Origin of the sequence: Streptomyces platensis, assembly GCF_008704855.1 — a bacterium.
Lineage (GTDB): Bacteria > Actinomycetota > Actinomycetes > Streptomycetales > Streptomycetaceae > Streptomyces > Streptomyces platensis.
The window spans coordinates 4,342,912-4,359,685 of record NZ_CP023691.1; the positions used below are offsets into that span (position 1 = coordinate 4,342,912).

9 protein-coding genes are annotated in these 16,774 nt (G+C 71.1%); 4 read left to right on the forward strand and 5 right to left on the reverse strand.

Annotation, left to right across the window (positions count from 1 at the left end; genetic code table 11):
* Positions 1-214 precede the first annotated feature (214 nt).
* Positions 215-2,290 carry a PhoX family protein gene (locus tag CP981_RS19210; RefSeq protein WP_085923761.1) on the reverse strand — a complete coding sequence of 692 codons (2,076 nt, stop codon included), beginning with the start codon at positions 2,288-2,290 and terminating at the stop codon, positions 215-217.
* Positions 2,291-2,831: 541 nt separating this feature from the next.
* On the opposite strand from CP981_RS19210, the gene CP981_RS19215 reads away from it, so the two are divergent.
* From CP981_RS19215 to metG, 3 genes are all read left to right on the forward strand, one after another.
* Positions 2,832-4,526, forward strand: coding sequence for a vWA domain-containing protein (locus tag CP981_RS19215; protein WP_085923760.1), 1,695 nt, complete (start codon positions 2,832-2,834; stop codon positions 4,524-4,526).
* 239 nt (positions 4,527-4,765) lie between these two features.
* Entirely contained in the window at positions 4,766-6,346 is a 1,581-nt protein-coding gene (locus tag CP981_RS19220; RefSeq protein ID WP_208852954.1) for an MFS transporter, read from the forward strand.
* Between the two features lie 150 nt (positions 6,347-6,496).
* Positions 6,497-8,212 carry a methionine--tRNA ligase gene (gene metG, locus CP981_RS19225; protein WP_085923758.1) on the forward strand — a complete coding sequence of 572 codons (1,716 nt, stop codon included), beginning with the start codon at positions 6,497-6,499 and terminating at the stop codon, positions 8,210-8,212.
* Between the two features lie 116 nt (positions 8,213-8,328).
* Here metG and CP981_RS19230 read toward each other — a convergent pair whose 3' ends face one another.
* Both CP981_RS19230 and aspS read right to left on the reverse strand, forming a co-directional pair.
* On the reverse strand, positions 8,329-10,038 hold the full coding sequence (locus tag CP981_RS19230) for a hypothetical protein (RefSeq protein ID WP_143658844.1): 1,710 nt from the start codon (positions 10,036-10,038) through the stop codon (positions 8,329-8,331).
* Positions 10,039-10,249: 211 nt separating this feature from the next.
* Positions 10,250-12,013 (reverse strand): aspartate--tRNA ligase, encoded by a 1,764-nt coding sequence (aspS, locus tag CP981_RS19235; protein WP_085923756.1) that lies wholly within the window; start codon positions 12,011-12,013, stop codon positions 10,250-10,252.
* Between the two features lie 279 nt (positions 12,014-12,292).
* On the opposite strand from aspS, the gene CP981_RS19240 reads away from it, so the two are divergent.
* Positions 12,293-14,452 (forward strand): ATP-binding SpoIIE family protein phosphatase, encoded by a 2,160-nt coding sequence (locus CP981_RS19240; protein ID WP_085923755.1) that lies wholly within the window; start codon positions 12,293-12,295, stop codon positions 14,450-14,452.
* Here the strand turns inward: CP981_RS19240 and CP981_RS19245 are convergent.
* A complete protein-coding gene (locus CP981_RS19245; RefSeq protein ID WP_085923754.1) occupies positions 14,386-15,528 on the reverse strand; it encodes an AI-2E family transporter in 1,143 nt (380 codons plus the stop codon). The two genes, CP981_RS19240 and CP981_RS19245, sit on opposite strands and share 67 nt — an antisense overlap.
* Before the next feature lie 96 nt (positions 15,529-15,624).
* Entirely contained in the window at positions 15,625-16,578 is a 954-nt protein-coding gene (locus tag CP981_RS19250; RefSeq protein ID WP_085923753.1) for a pirin family protein, read from the reverse strand.
* Positions 16,579-16,774 lie beyond the last annotated feature (196 nt).

A 16,774-nucleotide genomic window follows, 5' to 3' on the forward strand; every position in this document is an offset into this window, starting at 1 on the left:
ATGGTCACCGGAGAAGACGGGCACACCTGCGCATCGGATACCTGAGCGACACACTTCTTACCCTGCTCTTGCCACATCGTTTCCGCGGCGTGATGTGGCGGGACGGGAGGGACCGCCGGGGTGCGTCGCGGGACGGAGCGTGGGGCCGCGGCTCGTGACAGCGCCCACGGGCACGGGGGATCCGGCCCCCGCCCCCATGGGCGCCTGCCTTCCCTCACATACCGATGTCCCGCCCGTCCTTCCGCCATACGCTCACCACGGAGGGACGGACCAACTCACCTTCCCCGTCCGGCCATTGCGACGCGGGCCGCTCCACACTGGCCCCGTCCACCTCACCCGGGTGCTGCACGGCGACCATCACCCGCCGCTCCTGCACGACCGGCCCGCAGGTCTCGGCCCCCGTGGGCACCGTCAGGAACTGCCGGACCTCACCCCGCCGTTCTCCCGCGGTCGCCACCCCGAACAGCCCGTCATGGCTGCCCAGCGCATTTCCGTCGGTCGATATCCAGAGATTTCCGTGCACATCAAAGGTGATGTTGTCCGGGCAGGAAATCGGGCTGACCTGATCCTTGGGGAATCCGCCGAAATAGGTGGCCGGGTCCTCCGGGTCACCGCAGACCAGGAACAGCCGCCAGTCGAAACGGTCCGCCGCCGGATCGTCCCACCGCTCGCTCAGTTCCAGAATCTGCCCGTGCTTGTTCTCCTTGCGCGGATTGGCCTCGTCCGCCGGGGCCTTGCCCGTCTTCCCACGGTCGCTGTTATTGGTCAGGGCGATATAGACCCGCCCGGTCCGCGGGCTGGGCTCGACATCCTCCGGGCGGTCCATCTTCGTGGCGCCCACCTTGTCGGCGGCCATCCGGGTGAAGACATAGACCTCTTCGGCCGTCATTCCCGGCACATGCGAGGTGTCGCCGCTCGCCAGCGGAATCCACTCCCCCGACCCGTCGAACTCGCCGTCCTTCGGCAGCTTGCCCGAGCCGTCGATCTCCCCCGCAGCACTGTCACCGGTGAACTTGGCGACATAGAGCGTCCCCTCGTCCAGCAGCGTCCGGTTGTGCTCCCGCGCGGCCCGTGACGTTCCCCGCTTCATCCGCCGGGCGGAGACGAACTTGTAGAAGTAATCGAACTTCTCGTCATCGCCCATGTAGAGAACGGACCGGCCGTCCGCGGTAAGCCGCGGTTCGGCCGCCTCGTGCTTGAACCGTCCCAGCGCCGTCAGCTTCCGCGGTGTCGACTCGGGGTCGTGGGGGTCGATTTCCACGACCCAGCCGAAGCGGTGCGGCTCATTCGGCTCCCGCGTCACATCGAAGCGCTTGTCGAACCGCTCCCACTTACGCTGGCTCGCGGCGCCGGTAATGCCGTACCGCTTGAGACGGGCCGCCGCCGCCGGATCGGTGACACTGCCCCCGTTGGCGAAATACTGGTTGAAATTCTCCTCGCCGGACAGCACCGTCCCCCACGGTGTGATGCCGCCGCCGCAGTTGTTGAGCGTCCCCAGAATCCGCGTCCCCTCGGGGTCGGCGGACGTCTTCAGCAGGTCGCTGCCCGCCGCGGGGCCGGTGACCTCGAACGGCGTGGTGCCGGTGATCCGCCGGTTGAGCCGGTGCCGGGACACCGCCGTCAGCCGCCCGCTGTGCCGCTCCTCCTGGACGACGAGTACGGACAGCCCGTGCGCCGCCCAGCCGATCTCGGCCTGCTCCCGCGTCGGCGCCTCCGCGTCGTACCCGGCGAACATCAGCTGCTCGTCGGTGTACTCGTGGTTGATCACCATCAGCTGCCGGTGCCGCTCACCCGGCACGTCCAGGACGGCCATGTAGTCGTTGTTGTAACCGAACTGCCCCGCCTGCGCCTTCGCCGACTGCCGGTCCGGGTCGAAGGCCGGCGCCCCGCGCAGAATCGGGTCGCCCCACCGGATGACGATGTTCTGCGCGTGCCCCTCGGGGACGACCACCGCGTCGGCCGTGTTGGGCGCCACGGTCGCGAACCGCAGCCCGCGCGCCGCCTTGTGGCTCTTCCCCGCCCGGGACACCTGACCGGCCCCCGGCGCCGCGACGGCCGGCGTCGCCCCCACGCCGCCCATGGCGCCGCCGGCTGCCGCCGCCACCGTCACGACCGCGGCGGCCCGCACCATCGAACGCCGGGACAGCGCCCCGGCGATGACGTCACCGACGTAGGCGTTGCCGCTCGTGTTCGGCGTCTCGTGGAAGCAGGCGTCACCACAGCGGTAACGGCACGTCATGGCCGAACGCCCACCAGGATGCGAGCCGATCAACGGCAGGAACTTGCGCACATTTCCCCCTCTTTAGCGGAGTCGAACGAGGTCGAACGGTGTGCGGCGCGGACGAAAGGATGCGAGCGCCGTCGTCCGGTTCGCGGTCATGGTTCGCCGTGACGCTAAACGGGCCGATCCGCCACATGACGACGCAAACATGAACAGGCGGTGAATCCGGGGGGACGGCAGGCCCGCCCGGCACCGTACGAGGGGTCAATCCCAGGTCCAGGGAGGGCAAAGAGCCGCCTACGACGGTGGCGCGGAGCGCGGAAAGGATTCAGTCCGGTATCGAAAATTCCGCACGGGGCCATGTGCCGCGGCGGTGTGCGCACTGGTGATCAACCCCGTACGCAGGACCGATGTCTCCGCGGCGGAACTCTGGCGCCCCGGCCGAAACCCGCTGGCCCGCCACAGCCCCCGGATGGCCCACCACACAAGGCGCGGGGTCCCACGATGAGGCCGGTCCCGGCCGCTACCCTTACGTATCCGTCCTGGTCAGGGACATGTCCGTGCGTCACGGACATACGCCGCACCCACCACCCGCAAGAGAGGTTCGCCGATGGGCATTCGGAGTCTGCTGCGCAACGCTTTCGGTCGCTCCAAGGCGACCCGTGAAGAAACCGGCGCGGCCCCGAGCGGCGCCGACAAGCCGGAGTCCGCGACCATCCCGGAGGCCCGCGAGGAGTCCACACCGGCCCCCGCCGCCCCGGAAGCCGAGGTCCCGGCCGCCCGGACGGCCCCCACGGAGGCCCCCGCCGCCGACCCGGCACCGACGACCCCGACCCTCCCCGCCCAGGGCAGCCGCGCGGACCGTGCGGAGCGGGCAGAGCGGGCGGCGGAGAGCTCCCCGGTACGGGAGGAGGCCGCGGCATCCGAGGAGACCGCGGCGGCCGTATCGGGCGAGGCGGTCGAGGCGGCTGAGCCCGTCGTGGCGGTTGAAGCGGTTGAGGAGCCTGCGGCGGAGGCGGCTGCGCCCGAGGCCACGTCGGACTCCGCCGAGCAGGCCGTTGCGGCCGGTACGAGCGACAAGGACCAGCCCGCGGCGGACGTCGCACCGGCCCCCGCCACCGAGCCGGCCACCGGCGACACCGTCGCCGATCTCGTGAGCCAGGCCTTCGACAACCCGAGCGCTGAGGCCGAGGCCGCTGAGGGTAAGGCGAAGACGGAGCCCGAGGTCGAGGCGAAGGCAGAGGTCGTCGCAGAGCCCGAGGCGAAGCCGGCCGCAAAGGCCGAGCCGGCGGCCGACGCCGTCGAGCCGGAACCCGAGGTGGCAGCGGAGCCCGAGGTGGCGGCCACGCCGGAACCCGTGAAGCAGCCGGCGGCCGAGGCAAAGCCCGCGGCCGGGGCAAAGCCGACGGACGAGCCCAAGGACGAGCCGAAGGCCGCAGCGCCCAAGACGGACGCCCCGAAGACGGAAGCTCCCAAGACGGCCGAGCCGCAGCCCGCAACGCCGACGGCCGACCAGCCGGCCGCCGACCAGCCGGCCGCGGACCAGCCCAAGGCCGACCAGCCGAAGGCCGAGGCCGTCACTCCTTCCGCCGCCGCGGCCTCGCTCCCCACTACCGCGCCCGCCCTCGTCAGCCTCTACAAGGCCGCGGGCAGCACCCTGGAGAAGCACGGCCTCGCCACCCAGCGCGCCGCCGTCTACCTGGTCCTGGACCGCTCCGGCTCGATGCGTCCCTACTACAAGGACGGCACCGTCCAGAACCTCGCCGAGCAGGCCCTCGGCCTCTCCGCGCACCTCGACGACGACGCCACCGTGCCGGTGATCTTCTTCTCCACCGACATCGACGGCACCGCCGACCTCGACCTCACCAACTACGAGGGCCGCATCGAGGAACTGCACGCCGGTCTGGGCCACATGGGCCGTACGAACTACCACTGGGCCATCAACGCGGTCGTCGACCACTACAAGAAGTCCGGCGCCACCGCCCCGGCGTTCGTCATCTTCCAGACGGACGGCGCCCCGACCTCCAAGCCGGCCGCCGAGAAGGCGCTCTGCGAGGCGGCCGGGCTCCCCATCTTCTGGCAGTTCATCGGCTTCGGTGACCCGGACGCCAAGGGCTTCGACTTCCTCCGCAAGCTCGACGACCTGGCCGTACCGGAGAAGCGCACCGTCGACAACGCCGGCTTCTTCCACGCCGGCCGCGACCCGCGCAGCCTCTCCCACGACGAGCTCTACCAGCAGCTGATGGTCGAGTTCCCCGAGTGGCTCACCGAGGCCCGCGCGGCCGGCGTCCTCAAGGACAGCTGACCGCCCTCGCCTCCACCACACCCGACACCTCACCGGCCGCGGCCGGGCTCCTACTGGGCCCGGCCGCGGCCGCCGTCGTGTGCGCCCCCCTGACCTCGGCGCCGCGGCACACCACAAGAGGCGAGGCCCTGCGCCCCTCCCTACGCTGAATGGGTGAAGTGCTCCGTTTGATCCGGTTGCTCCGGGTGGGAGCGGCGGGTGGCCGGGGTGGCCGTACCAGCCGAGCGAGGCGGGTCGTGATGAGTGACGCGAGCCAAGAGGGAGGACCCGCTACCCCTCCCCGGACCACTACTCCCAGCTGGGCCACACCGGCGAAGCCCGATCCACGGCGCTGGTGGGGCCTCGTGGTGATTGCGATCGCGCAGCTGATGGTGGTGCTGGACGCGACCATCGTGAACATCGCGCTGCCGTCGGCCCAGCGGGATCTGGGGATGTCGGACGCCAACCGGCAGTGGGTGATCACCGCGTACACGCTGGCGTTCGGCGGGCTGCTGCTCCTCGGCGGGCGGATCGCCGACCTGGTGGGACGGAAGAAGACGTTCATGATCGGGCTGGTCGGGTTCGCGGTCGCCTCGGGCCTGGGCGGTGCGGCCACCGGGTCCGGGCTGCTGTTCGGGGCGCGGGCGCTCCAGGGCGCCTTCGGGGCGCTGCTGGCACCGTCCGCACTGTCGCTGCTCACCACGACATTCACCATCGGGAAGGAGCGAAGCAAGGCCTTCGGGATCTACGGGGCCATCGCGGGCGGCGGCGCGGCCATCGGGCTGATCGCCGGCGGGCTGCTGACCGAGTACCTGAACTGGCGCTGGTGCCTGTACGTGAACGTGCCGATCGCGGTGATCGCCTTCCTGGGCGCGGCGGTGTTCCTGCACGACAAGCCGGAGCGGGGCCGTGTGCACCTGGACATTCCGGGCGCGGTGCTGGGCTGCGGCGGCCTGGTCGCGATCGTCTACGGGTGCAGCGAGGCGGAGCCACGGGGATGGGGCGACGGGCTGGTCATCGGGCTGCTGGCGGGCGGGGTGACGCTGCTGGCCGTCTTCGGCTGGTGGCAGTCGCGGGCGCCGCATCCCCTCCTGCCGCTGCACATCGTGCGGGACCGGAACCGCGGCGGTGCCTTCCTGACCATGGCGCTGGCGGTCATCGCGATGTTCGGGATGTTCCTGTTCATGACCTACTACCTCCAGACCGTGCTCGGCTATTCACCGGTCCGGACCGGGATGGCCTTCCTGCCGATGGTGGCGGCGATCGTGGTCGGCTCGACGCAGATCTCGGCGCGGCTGCTGCACCGCATCCCGCCACGGTTCCTGATGGTCCCGGGCGCACTGCTGGCGGCCGCGGGGCTCTTCACCCTGCGGTATCTGACGGCCGAGCCGGCGTATGTGTCGCATGTGCTGCCGGCCATGCTGCTCGTCGGGCTCGGCATGGGCCTGATCTTCATGCCGGTGATGGCGACGGCCACGTCCGGGGTGGCCCGGCACGACTCCGGTGTCACCTCCGCGACCGTCAACACGGCGCAGCAGGTGGGGGGTTCGATCGGTACGGCGCTGCTGAACACCATCGCCACCTCGGCGAGTGCGGTGTTCATCGCGGATCACCTGGCGGACGCGGCCCGGAAGGGCGGCGGGCTCGGGCTCACCCCGGCGGTGCGGGACCAGATCGTCAAGGACGGGGTGGTGCACGGCTTCAACGTCGCCATCGGGGTGGCGTCGGCGATCATGCTGCTCGCCGCGCTCGTCGCCGGACTCCTGGTCAACGGCCGGGCACCGAAGCACGGCCGGTCCCCGGCGGCGGACGGCGCCGAGTCGGCGGACGCGGCGGTGTGAGCGCGGGCCGCGGCGGGCGGCAGCGGGGGTGAGCAGGGGCGCGGTCCGGCGTCGAAATACCCGCGCGGTACCCCCTGCCCCGTCCAGTACGATATTGACGTTCCGTAAAGCAAATCCTCACTCACCGTAGCGACTTGGGAGCAGCCGGCAATGGCTCGACACCTCATCACCAGCGCCCTTCCGTATATCAACGGGATCAAGCACCTGGGCAACATGGTGGGGTCCATGCTCCCGGCCGACGTCTATGCCCGGTATATGCGGCAGCGCGGGCACGATGTCCTCTACATCTGCGCGACGGACGAGCACGGGACCCCTGCCGAGCTGGCGGCGAAGGACGCGGGCCAGTCGGTCGACGCGTTCTGCGCGGAGCAGCACGACAAGCAGAAGGCCATCTACGAGGGCTTCGGCCTCGCATTCGACTACTTCGGCCGGAGCTCGTCGCCGGAGAACCTGGAGCTGACGCAGCACTTCGCGCGCAAGCTGCACGAGAACGGCTTCATCGAGGAGCGGGCGATCCGCCAGGTCTTCTCGATCGCCGACGACCGCTTCCTGCCGGACCGCTACATCGTCGGCACGTGCCCGCACTGCGGCTACGACAAGGCGCGCGGCGACCAGTGCGAGAACTGCACCCGGGTGCTCGACCCGACCGATCTGATCGACGCCCGCTCGGCGATCAGCGGCAGCGGTGACCTGGAGGTGCGCGAGACCAAGCACCTCTTCCTGCTCCAGTCGAAGCTTCAGCACGAGGTCGAGGGCTGGCTGGAGGGCAACGGCAGCAAGGACTGGCCCACGCTGGCCTCGTCCATCGCGCACAAGTGGCTGACGGAGGGCCTCCAGGACCGGGCGATCACCCGTGACCTGGACTGGGGCGTGCCGGTGCCGGCCGATGTGTGGCCGGAGCTGGCGGCCGAGGGCAAGGTCTTCTACGTCTGGTTCGACGCGCCGATCGAGTACATCGGCTCGACGAAGGAGTGGGCGGACGCCGACCCGGAGAACCGCGACTGGAAGTCGTGGTGGTACGAGGCCGAGGACGTCCGGTACACGGAGTTCATGGCCAAGGACAATGTGCCGTTCCACTCCGTGATGTTCCCGGCGACCCAGCTGGGCACCCGCGAGCCGTGGAAGAAGGTCGACTTCCTCAAGGCCTTCAACTGGCTGAACTACTACGGCGGGAAGTTCTCCACCTCCCAGCGGCGCGGCATCTTCACGGACGCGGCCCTGGAGCTGCTGCCGGCCGACTACTGGCGCTACTTCCTGATCGCCAACGCCCCCGAGTCCGACGACACCTCCTTCACCTGGGAGCTGTTCTCGTCGTCGGTCAACAAGGACCTGGCGGACACCCTCGGCAACTTCGTCAACCGGGTGCTGTCGTTCTCCCGGAAGCGGTTCGGTGACGAGGTGCCCGCGGGCGCCGAGGCCGGGGCCGCGGAGCAGAAGCTGGGCGAGGAGATCGCCGGGCTGCTGGCGGAGTACGAGGGCCACATGGAGGCCCTTCAGTTCCGCAAGGCCTCGGCGTCACTGCGCGCCCTGTGGAGCGCGGGCAACTCCTACCTGGAGGAGAAGGCCCCGTGGCTGGAGATCAAGACCGACAAGGACGCCGCGGCCCTGACGCTGCGTACGGCGATGAACCTGATCCACCTCTACGCGATCGTCTCCGAGCCGTTCATCCCGTCGTCGGCCAAGGCGATGCGGAGTGCCTTCGCCCTGGAGAACGACACCGCGGTGTGGGTCTCCCAGGAGGAGGCGAAGGCGCTGGCCTCGGTGCCGGCCGGAACTCCCTTCACGGTGCCGCCGGTGCTCTTCGCGAAGATCACCGAGGACGACCTGGAGGCCTACCGCGAGCGCTTCGGCGGCGCGGAGCAGTGATCTTCGCCTGACCGCGGGTCTCGCCGCGGCCAAAACAGCACTCTGCGCGCCCGTCCGGCCCTCAGGCCGGGCGGGCGCCCGCATGTGTGGGACCCCGATGGCCCGGACGCCGCGGCTCAGGGCCGGGTCGGCGGGGACACAAAGGCGTGCAGTGGCTTCAGGCCCGGCGTCGGCGGCAGCGGAACCGGGCGCCAGCCACGGGCGTAGGCCGGCGGCTTACGCCCGTCGACCAGGACGACGGTGGGCCGGGCCGCGGCCAGCCGGACCAGGCCCGCGGGGGTGATACCGGCGTCGTGGCCCCGCGGCTGGCGGGAGGCACAGCCCGCCTGGTACGCCACCCGTACCGCCTCCTCGCCGCTCACCACACAGGGCGGCCGCAGACCGGCCTCCTTCAGCGTCCCGGAGATCCGGTCGATACCGGCCTGGGCGCGTGCGGTGCTCCGCACCATCTTGTGCAGAATCACCAGCTGGATGGCTTCATGGCTGGTCAGCGCGAGGACGAGGACGGCCACCGCCCAGGCGTGCCGGCGGCGCGGCAGCCGGGTCAGCCAGTACAGGAACCACGCGGCAGGCATCAGCAGCAGGGCGTACGCGGGCAGCAGGAAGCGCGGCGCGGCGTAATTCACCGTCAGCAGGTAGGGCGCGGCGAGGCAGAGGCCGGCCAGCGCCGGGACGACGAGCGGAGCCGGTCCGTTGCGGTGCAGCGGGCCGACCGGATCGCGCAGCCGCACCGCGGGCCACACCGGGCCGTGGTGGTCCGGCTCGCCGACCGGCTCACGGCTGCCCGGCCGGACCGGCGCCAGCCCGAGCGGCTGCGGGCCCCCTCCGCGCTCCGCGGCCGCCCAGGCCGGACCGTACCGGTGCAGCGCACCACCGGACTCACGGGAGCGCAGCGCCACCCATACCGCCCCGATGACGGCCAGGGGCAGCAGGAACCACCACACCGCCGTCACCGGGTGGTCCCAGGCCAGATGGCAGGGCCGGCACAGCGTCTTCCCCTGAAGGGAGCGGGCATGGTCGTCGAAGGACAGATGCCAGCCCAGACCGCCCTGGATCCGCCCGGCCTGCCGCAGCCGTGCCACCAGCCCGCCGTAGGACAGATACGCCTCCGCGACCCACTCGGCGCACCCCAGGGCCAGCCCGGCCGGCAGCGCCAGCAGCACGGCGGGGCGCCGCCAGGACGGGACGCACAGCGCCGCGGCGAAGAGCGGCACGGCCAGCCAGACGGCGTCGGTGGGGCGCATCAGCGCGGCCACCGCCACCGCGAGGCCGAGTCCGGCCGCCGCGCCCCGGCCGGCGCGGGGGGCCAGTTGCCGGGACGGCTGCCGTACGGCGCGCAGAAAGCAGCCGGTGGCGACGAGCGCGGCGTAGGCGACCCACAGGTTGGGCATCGCCTGCGGGCCGTAGAAGAGCGTGATCCACAGACCGGCGAACAGCGCGCCGCCCAGCGCCGGTACGGGCGCGGGCAGCAGACGCCGCCAGACGCACAGGCTGATCAGGAGCCCGGCACCGGAGAGCACCGCCAGGTAGCAGTGCAGCACGGTGGCCGAGGTTGTCAGCGCGGCGGCCGGGGCGAGCAGGAAGCTGACGCCGCGGGCGCGGGGCGCGCTGAAGAACGCGGCCGGCGTATGGCGGTCGACCTGGCTGACGTAGACCGTCTCGTCCCATCCCAGGCCGGGGGTGGTCAGGGCGCCATAGACCAGGAGGGCGGTGAAGACGGCGGCCACGGCGGTGAGCCACCACAGGTCATGGGGCGCGGCGGAGCGCGTCGCGCGGGCCCGCGGCCCCGGGCCGGCCGGAGCGGAGAGGAGGCTGGCTTGCTGCATGAGCACCACAGTGCGGGCGCTGCCGGAGCCCGGCCACACGAGTGGAGCGGTCGGGGCACCCGGGCCGCCCCGCGGCGCCCGTTCCCCTCGCGGGACCGCCGGGCCGCCGTCGCCCGCCCGGCAGCACAGAGGCCCCGAACGGGCCGGGGCGGCGTTTCACGTGAAACGCCGCCCCTCAGCCTGTCCGGGGCCCCTCGCCCGTCAGTGGCGCCTACTTCACCGGCGGCTTGCGCAGGGAGAGGTGCAGCTCCTTGAGGCGGGCCTCCTCGACCTCGCTCGGGGCGCCCATCAGCAGGTCCTGGGCGTTGCCGTTGAGCGGGAAGGCGATGGTCTCGCGGATGTTGGGCTCGTCGGCCAGCAGCATGACGATGCGGTCGACGCCGGGGGCGATGCCACCGTGCGGCGGGGCGCCGAACTTGAAGGCCCGGAGCATGCCGCCGAACTCGGCCTCGACCGTCTCCTTGTCGTAGCCGGCGATCGCGAAGGCCTTGTACATGACCTCGGGCTCGTGGTTACGGATCGCGCCGGAGGACAGCTCGGTGCCGTTGCAGACGATGTCGTACTGCCAGGCCAGGATGTCCAGCGGGTCCTTGGTCTCCAGCGCCTCCAGGCCGCCCTGCGGCATGGAGAACGGGTTGTGCGAGAACTCGATCTTGCCGGTGTCCTCGTCCTTCTCGAACATCGGGAAGTCGACGATCCAGCAGAAGCGGAACTCGTCCTCGACGAAGTGACCGGCGCGCTTGGCGACCTCGACGCGGACCGCGCCCATGATCTTGGAGACCTCGTCGAACTCACCGGCGCCGAAGAAGACGGCGTGGCCGGGCTTGAGGTCCAGGGCGACGACCAGCGACTTGATGTCGTCCTCGGTGAGGAACTTGGCGATCGGGCCGGTCAGCGCGTTGTCCTCGCCGACGCGGACCCAGGCCAGGCCCTTGGCACCCTGCTGGACGGCGAAGTCGCCCAGCTGGTCGAAGAACTTGCGCGGCTGGTCGGCGGTGTCCGGCACGGCCAGCGCGCGGACGTGCTTGTCGGCGAAGGCCTTGAAGCCGGAGCCCGCGAAGACGTCGGAGACATCCACCAGCTCCAGCTCGGCGCGCAGGTCCGGCTTGTCGGAGCCGTACTTGAGCATCGCCTCGCGGAACGGGATGCGCGGGAACGGGGAGGTGACCGTGCGGCCGTTGCCGAACTCGGTGAACAGCTCGGTCATCAGCTTCTCGACGGGCTGGAAGACATCCTCCTGCTCGACGAAGCTCATCTCGACATCGAGCTGGTAGAACTCGCCCGGCGAGCGGTCCGCGCGGGCGTCCTCGTCGCGGAAGCAGGGCGCGATCTGGAAGTAGCGGTCGAACCCGGCGATCATCAGCAGCTGCTTGAACTGCTGCGGGGCCTGCGGCAGCGCATAGAACTTGCCGGCGTGCAGACGGGAGGGGACCAGGAAGTCGCGGGCGCCCTCGGGGGAGGTCGCGGACAGGATCGGGGTCGCCATCTCGTTGAAGCCGAGGGCCACCATCTTGTGACGGATGGCGGAGATGACCGCGGTGCGCAGCATGATGTTGCGGTGCATCCGCTCGCGGCGCAGGTCGAGGAAGCGGTATTCGAGGCGCTTCTCCTCGTTGACGCCGTCGTCCGCGTTGATCGTGAAGGGGATCTGGTCGGCGGCGCCGAGCACCTCGACGTCGGAGACCTCGATCTCGATCTCACCGGTCGGCAGGTCGGGGTTGACGTTGTCGGCACCGCGCGCGCTGACCTTGCCGTCGATGCGGACGACGGTCTCCTTGGTCAGCGAGCTGAGGGCCTCGTTGGCCGGTGTGCCGGGGCGGGCGACGAGCTGGACCAGACCGTAGTGGTCGCGCAGATCGATGAAGAGGATGCCGCCCAGGTCACGTCGATTGTGCAGCCAGCCGCTGAGGCGGACGTCGGTGTCGACGTCCGTGGCTCGGAGCTCGCCGCAGTTATGGGACCGGTACCGATGCATCGCTCATCCAAGTCGTCGCGAGTGTCGAGGTGAGGAGTTGTCGGGAGAGGGAGAGGAAAAGGAGTACGGGCTCAGCTGCCCGGTCGCTCTCCCCGTGGATCACCCGAAAGGCCACCCCAGGATTGACATAACCGCTCCAGGTTACCGTCCCGGCCGGCACGCCTTCGTTGACATATACGCATCAGCGCCATGGGGACCGGCCCGGCGCCTCCCGACTGGGACGATGGTCACGTTCCGGCTCGCTGGTGGGGCGTCGCCAAACGCACCTAAAGTGAGGCAATGCGCACCGAGGATCTCCTGGCCGCCATCGCGACCGGCATGTGGCGGTGGGACCACGCATCGGAACGGGTGACCCTCGACGCCGAAGCGGCCCGGCTGCTCGGGCTGCCCGCCGCACCGGCGGAACTGACCCAGGCCGCGGTGCGCTCCCGTTTTCATCCCGTCGACTTCGCCGAGGTCATGGGGATCGTGCAGCTCGCGGTCGCCGAGCAGACGCTCGCCGAGTCCCGGCTGCGCATCGTGGACGAGCACGGGCGGGTGCAGCGCATCGTCCGCTCCCGCTCCCGCCCCCGGATCGTCGACGGCGACCTCGAGATGGTCGGCACCCTCCAGGAGGTGCCCGAACCGCAGCCCGGGACCTCCGCCGCGCACACCCCGATAACCGGTGACTGGCGCCGCTCCCGTGAGGCGTTTCTGCTGGACGCGGGCCGGGCACTGGCCGAGGCGCGGTCCACCGCCGAGGTGCTGCGGGTCGCGGCCGGGCTGTCCATGCCGGGGTTCATGCCCGACGGACTGGCGGTCTTCGGCATCGACGGCGACCGGCTGCCGGTCATCGGCCAGCACGGCTACGCCTCCAGCGATGAGCGGCCGTTCGCCGACATGACGCTGACGGCCGACCACCCCGCCGCCGAGGTCGTCCGCACCGGCCGGGCCAGCTATCTGCCCACCCCGGAGGACTACCGCCGCCGCTACCCCGCCACCTGGCCGCTGGCCGCCCGTTTCCGCCGGACGTCCTGGGCGTTCCTGCCACTGGTGAACGCAGGCCGGACGATCGGCGCCTGGATGGCGGCGTTCGCCCAGCCGGTGGCGTTCACCCCCGATGAGCGCTCGGTGCTGACCACTGTCGCCCGGATGCTGGCCCAGGCACTGGCCCGGGCCGTCATGCAGGAGGAACAGCAGGAACTGGCGCTGGGTCTACAGCGCAGCATGATGCCGACGGTGCAGCCGGACATCCCGGGGATGACGGTCGCGGCCCGCTATGTCCCGACCGGCGGCGGACTGGAGGTCGGCGGTGACTGGTACGACATGATCCCGCTGCCGTCCGGCCGGATCGCGCTGGTCATCGGGGATGTCCAGGGGCACGACGTACGGGCCGCGGGCCTGATGGGGCAGCTGCGGATCGCGCTGCGGGCCTACGCGTCCGAGGGCCATCACCCCGACGCGGTGCTCTCCCGCGCCTCCCGTTTCCTGGCCGGGATCAATGAGACCGAGCTCCGCGGCCACGGCGCGGACCAGCGCTTTGCGACCTGCCTCTACATCGAGGTGGACCCGGCGACGGGGCTGCTGGACATCGCGCGGGCCGGCCACCCCGATCCGGCGATCCGGATGAGCGACGGCACAGTGCTGGTCCGGCCCACCGCGGGCGGACTGCCGCTGGGCATCGCCCCGGACACCGACTACCCCACCACCCGGCTCGTCCTGGAGCCCGGCGAGACCATGATGGTGTGCACCGACGGGCTGATCGAGACCGGCGGCCACGATCTGGAGACCGGCTGGGAGCGGCTGCGCGACGTTCTGGAGGCATGGGAGGCCGACGAGGACGGCGAGAGTCTGGAGCGGCTGGCCGACGCGCTGGTCCAGGCCGTGCACGGGCCGCCGTCGCACCACACCACCGGGCCGCTGGTGGACCGCCGCGAGGACGACATCGCCGTACTGCTGCTGCGCCGCGAGGGCACCGGCTGCGGGGTCGGCACCGGCGGTCCGCTGACGCCGCAGCCCGTCCGGCGCACCGTGCTCTCCGTGGCCCAGGCCGAGCCGGAGCGGATAGCCGAGGCACGCCGGCAGGTCCGGGACGTGCTGCACGACTGGGCCGACCCGGACCAGGTGGACTCGGCGGTGCTGATGGTCTCCGAGATGGTCACCAATGTCCTGCTGCACACCGACGGGGATGCGCTGCTGGTCGCCGAGATCACCGGTGAGCGGGGCGCCCGGCGTATCCGCGTCGATGTCGCCGACAGCAGCGATGAGCTGCCGCACCGCCGCAGCCCCGGCGAACTCGCGTCGTCGGGGCGCGGTCTGATGCTGCTGGAGCTGCTGGCCGGGGCGTGGGGCGTGGATCCGCGCGGGGACGGCAAGTCGACGTGGTTCGAGCTCTACGAGGCGGCGGCCGAGGCGGCGGGCCCGCTGTCGTCGGAGTCCGAGTCCGAGTCCGCGGCGTAGTGCACCCGTAGCTCATGGAGCACGCCGGTCGCGGCGGCGGTCAGCGGTACGGACAGCAGCATGCCGAGGATGCCGGCGACGCTGGCGCCCGCGGTGATCGCCAGCATCACGGTCGCCGGATGCATCTGGACCGTACGGCTCTGGATCATCGGCTGGAGTACATGCCCCTCCAGCACCTGCACGGCCAGGACGACGCCGAGCGCCCACAGCGCGATCACGAAGCCGCGGTCGGCCAGCGCGACCAGGATCGCCACCGCGCCGGAGATGAAGGCGCCGAGGTAGGGGATGTAGGCGCCGACGAAGACCAGTGCGCCCAGCCCGACGGCGCCCGGCACCTGAAGGATCAGCAGTCCGACGGTGATGCAGATGGCGTCGATCAGCGCGATGAAGGTCGTGCCGCGCATAAAGCCTTCAATGCTCTGGAAGCCGCGGCGGGCCATCCGCTCCAGCTGCGGTGCCGAGGTGCCGGGCGCCCAGCCCCGCAGGGCGCGTACGGCCTTGTCGGCATCGCGCAGGAAGAAGAAGGTCAGCAGCAGGGCCAGGACGGAGGCGGCGAGGAACTGGCCGACGACACTGACCCCGGCCAGCAGCCCGGAGGCCGCGGTGCCCCCGAACTTGGCGACCAAGTCCTTCGACTTGGCGGCGAGATCGTCGAGCGAGGTACCGGCCGCCCCGAAGTGCTGGGACAGGTCCTGGGCGGCGTTCCGGAGCGAGGCGATGATCTGGTCCCCGGTGTCGACCAGCGCGCTGACGACGATGTATCCGGCGCCGCCGACCACCACCACGAGGACCGCACAGGTCAGTCCGGCCGCCAGGGAACGGTTGAGCTTCATCGCCACCAGCCGCCGGTAGAGCGGCCCGAGCAGCCCGCTGCCGAGCAGTGCCAGCAGCACGGGGGTCACGGCCGCGCTCAGTTCGACGCACAGCCATACCCCGAGGGCCAGCACGGCCGCGATCAGCAACGCCACCAGGCACCAGGCCCCGGCACGGCGGGCCTCGATCGGCAGCAACGGGCTGGAAGGCTGCGGCCGTTCACCCTCGGCGCCGCGCCGGTTCTCGTCCGAGTCGTTTCGCACCCGGACAGTCCACCATGGCCGCAGGCCCGGGGCGGCGCCGGGAAGGCGTCGGGGGCGGCGTTTCACGTGAAACGCCGCCCTGCTGCCGACGGGGCGTCAGCGCTCGTCGGCGGGGATGGTCCCGAGCCGGCCGGCCTGGAAGTCCTCGAAGGCCTGGGCCAGTTCGGCGTGGGTGTTCATCACGAACGGGCCGTAATGCCTCATCGGCTCGCGGATCGGCAGCCCGCCCAGCAGGACCACCTCGAAGTTGGGGCTGCGCGACTCCTGGGACTCGTCCGCCCGGATCGTGAGCGAGTCTCCGCTCCCGAACACGACCGCCTGCCCCATGCGGAACGGGCGTCCCTCCGCACCGGCCGTACCGCGTCCGGCCAGGGCGTAGGCGAGGGCGTTGAAGTCCTTGCGCCAGGGCAGGGTCAGCTCGGCGCCCGGGTTCACCGTCACATGCATCATCGTGATCGGCGTATGCGTGATGCCCGGCCCCTGGTGGCCGTCGAGGTCACCGGCGATCAGCCGCAGCAGCGCGCCACCGTCGGCCGAGGTCAGCAGCTTGACGTTGCCGCCACCGATGTCCTGGTAGCGGGGGGCCATCATCTTGTCGCTCTTCGGCAGGTTCACCCACAGCTGGAGGCCGTGGAAGAGGCCACCGGACATGACGAGCGACTCCGGCGGCGCCTCGATGTGCAGCAGCCCCGAACCGGCCGTCATCCACTGGGTGTCACCATCGTTGATGACGCCACCGCCGCCGTGCGAGTCACGGTGCACGAAGGTGCCGTCGATCAGATACGTCACGGTCTCGAAGCCGCGGTGCGGGTGCCAGGGCGTGCCCTTGGGCTCTCCCGGCGCGTACTCCACCTCACCCATCTGGTCCATCATGATGAACGGGTCGAGGTGCTTGTAGTCGATCCCGGCGAACGCACGGCGCACCGGGAATCCCTCGCCCTCGAACCCGCTCGGAGCGGTGGCTACGGCCAGCACGGGGCGGGTGTGCGCCGCGACGGGCGCCGCCACACGCGGCAGGGTCAGCGGATTCTCAACGGTCACTGCGGGCATGACGGCCTCCTCGGTCGCGACCAACTTAGTTGAATAGTGAACAACCCGCAAGGCCCACGGTATTCCCGCCGACGTTTCCCCAGGTCGAAGGGGTCCCCGAACCGGTAAGGGCACCCCGACACACCTCGGGCCGGCCCCTCCGAGGGACCGGCCCGTGACTCGGCGGCGGCAGCGGACACCGGCCCGCCGCACGCCA

Coding starts and splice junctions, on each gene's coding strand:
- CP981_RS19215 (WP_085923760.1), top strand. CDS start 2,832: ATGGGCATTCGGAGTCTGCTGCGCAACGCTTTCGGTCGCTCCAAGGCG.
- CP981_RS19220 (WP_208852954.1), top strand. CDS start 4,766: ATGAGTGACGCGAGCCAAGAGGGAGGACCCGCTACCCCTCCCCGGACC.
- metG (WP_085923758.1), top strand. CDS start 6,497: ATGGCTCGACACCTCATCACCAGCGCCCTTCCGTATATCAACGGGATC.
- CP981_RS19230 (WP_143658844.1), bottom strand. CDS start 10,038: ATGCAGCAAGCCAGCCTCCTCTCCGCTCCGGCCGGCCCGGGGCCGCGG.
- aspS (WP_085923756.1), bottom strand. CDS start 12,013: ATGCATCGGTACCGGTCCCATAACTGCGGCGAGCTCCGAGCCACGGAC.
- CP981_RS19240 (WP_085923755.1), top strand. CDS start 12,293: ATGCGCACCGAGGATCTCCTGGCCGCCATCGCGACCGGCATGTGGCGG.
- CP981_RS19250 (WP_085923753.1), bottom strand. CDS start 16,578: ATGCCCGCAGTGACCGTTGAGAATCCGCTGACCCTGCCGCGTGTGGCG.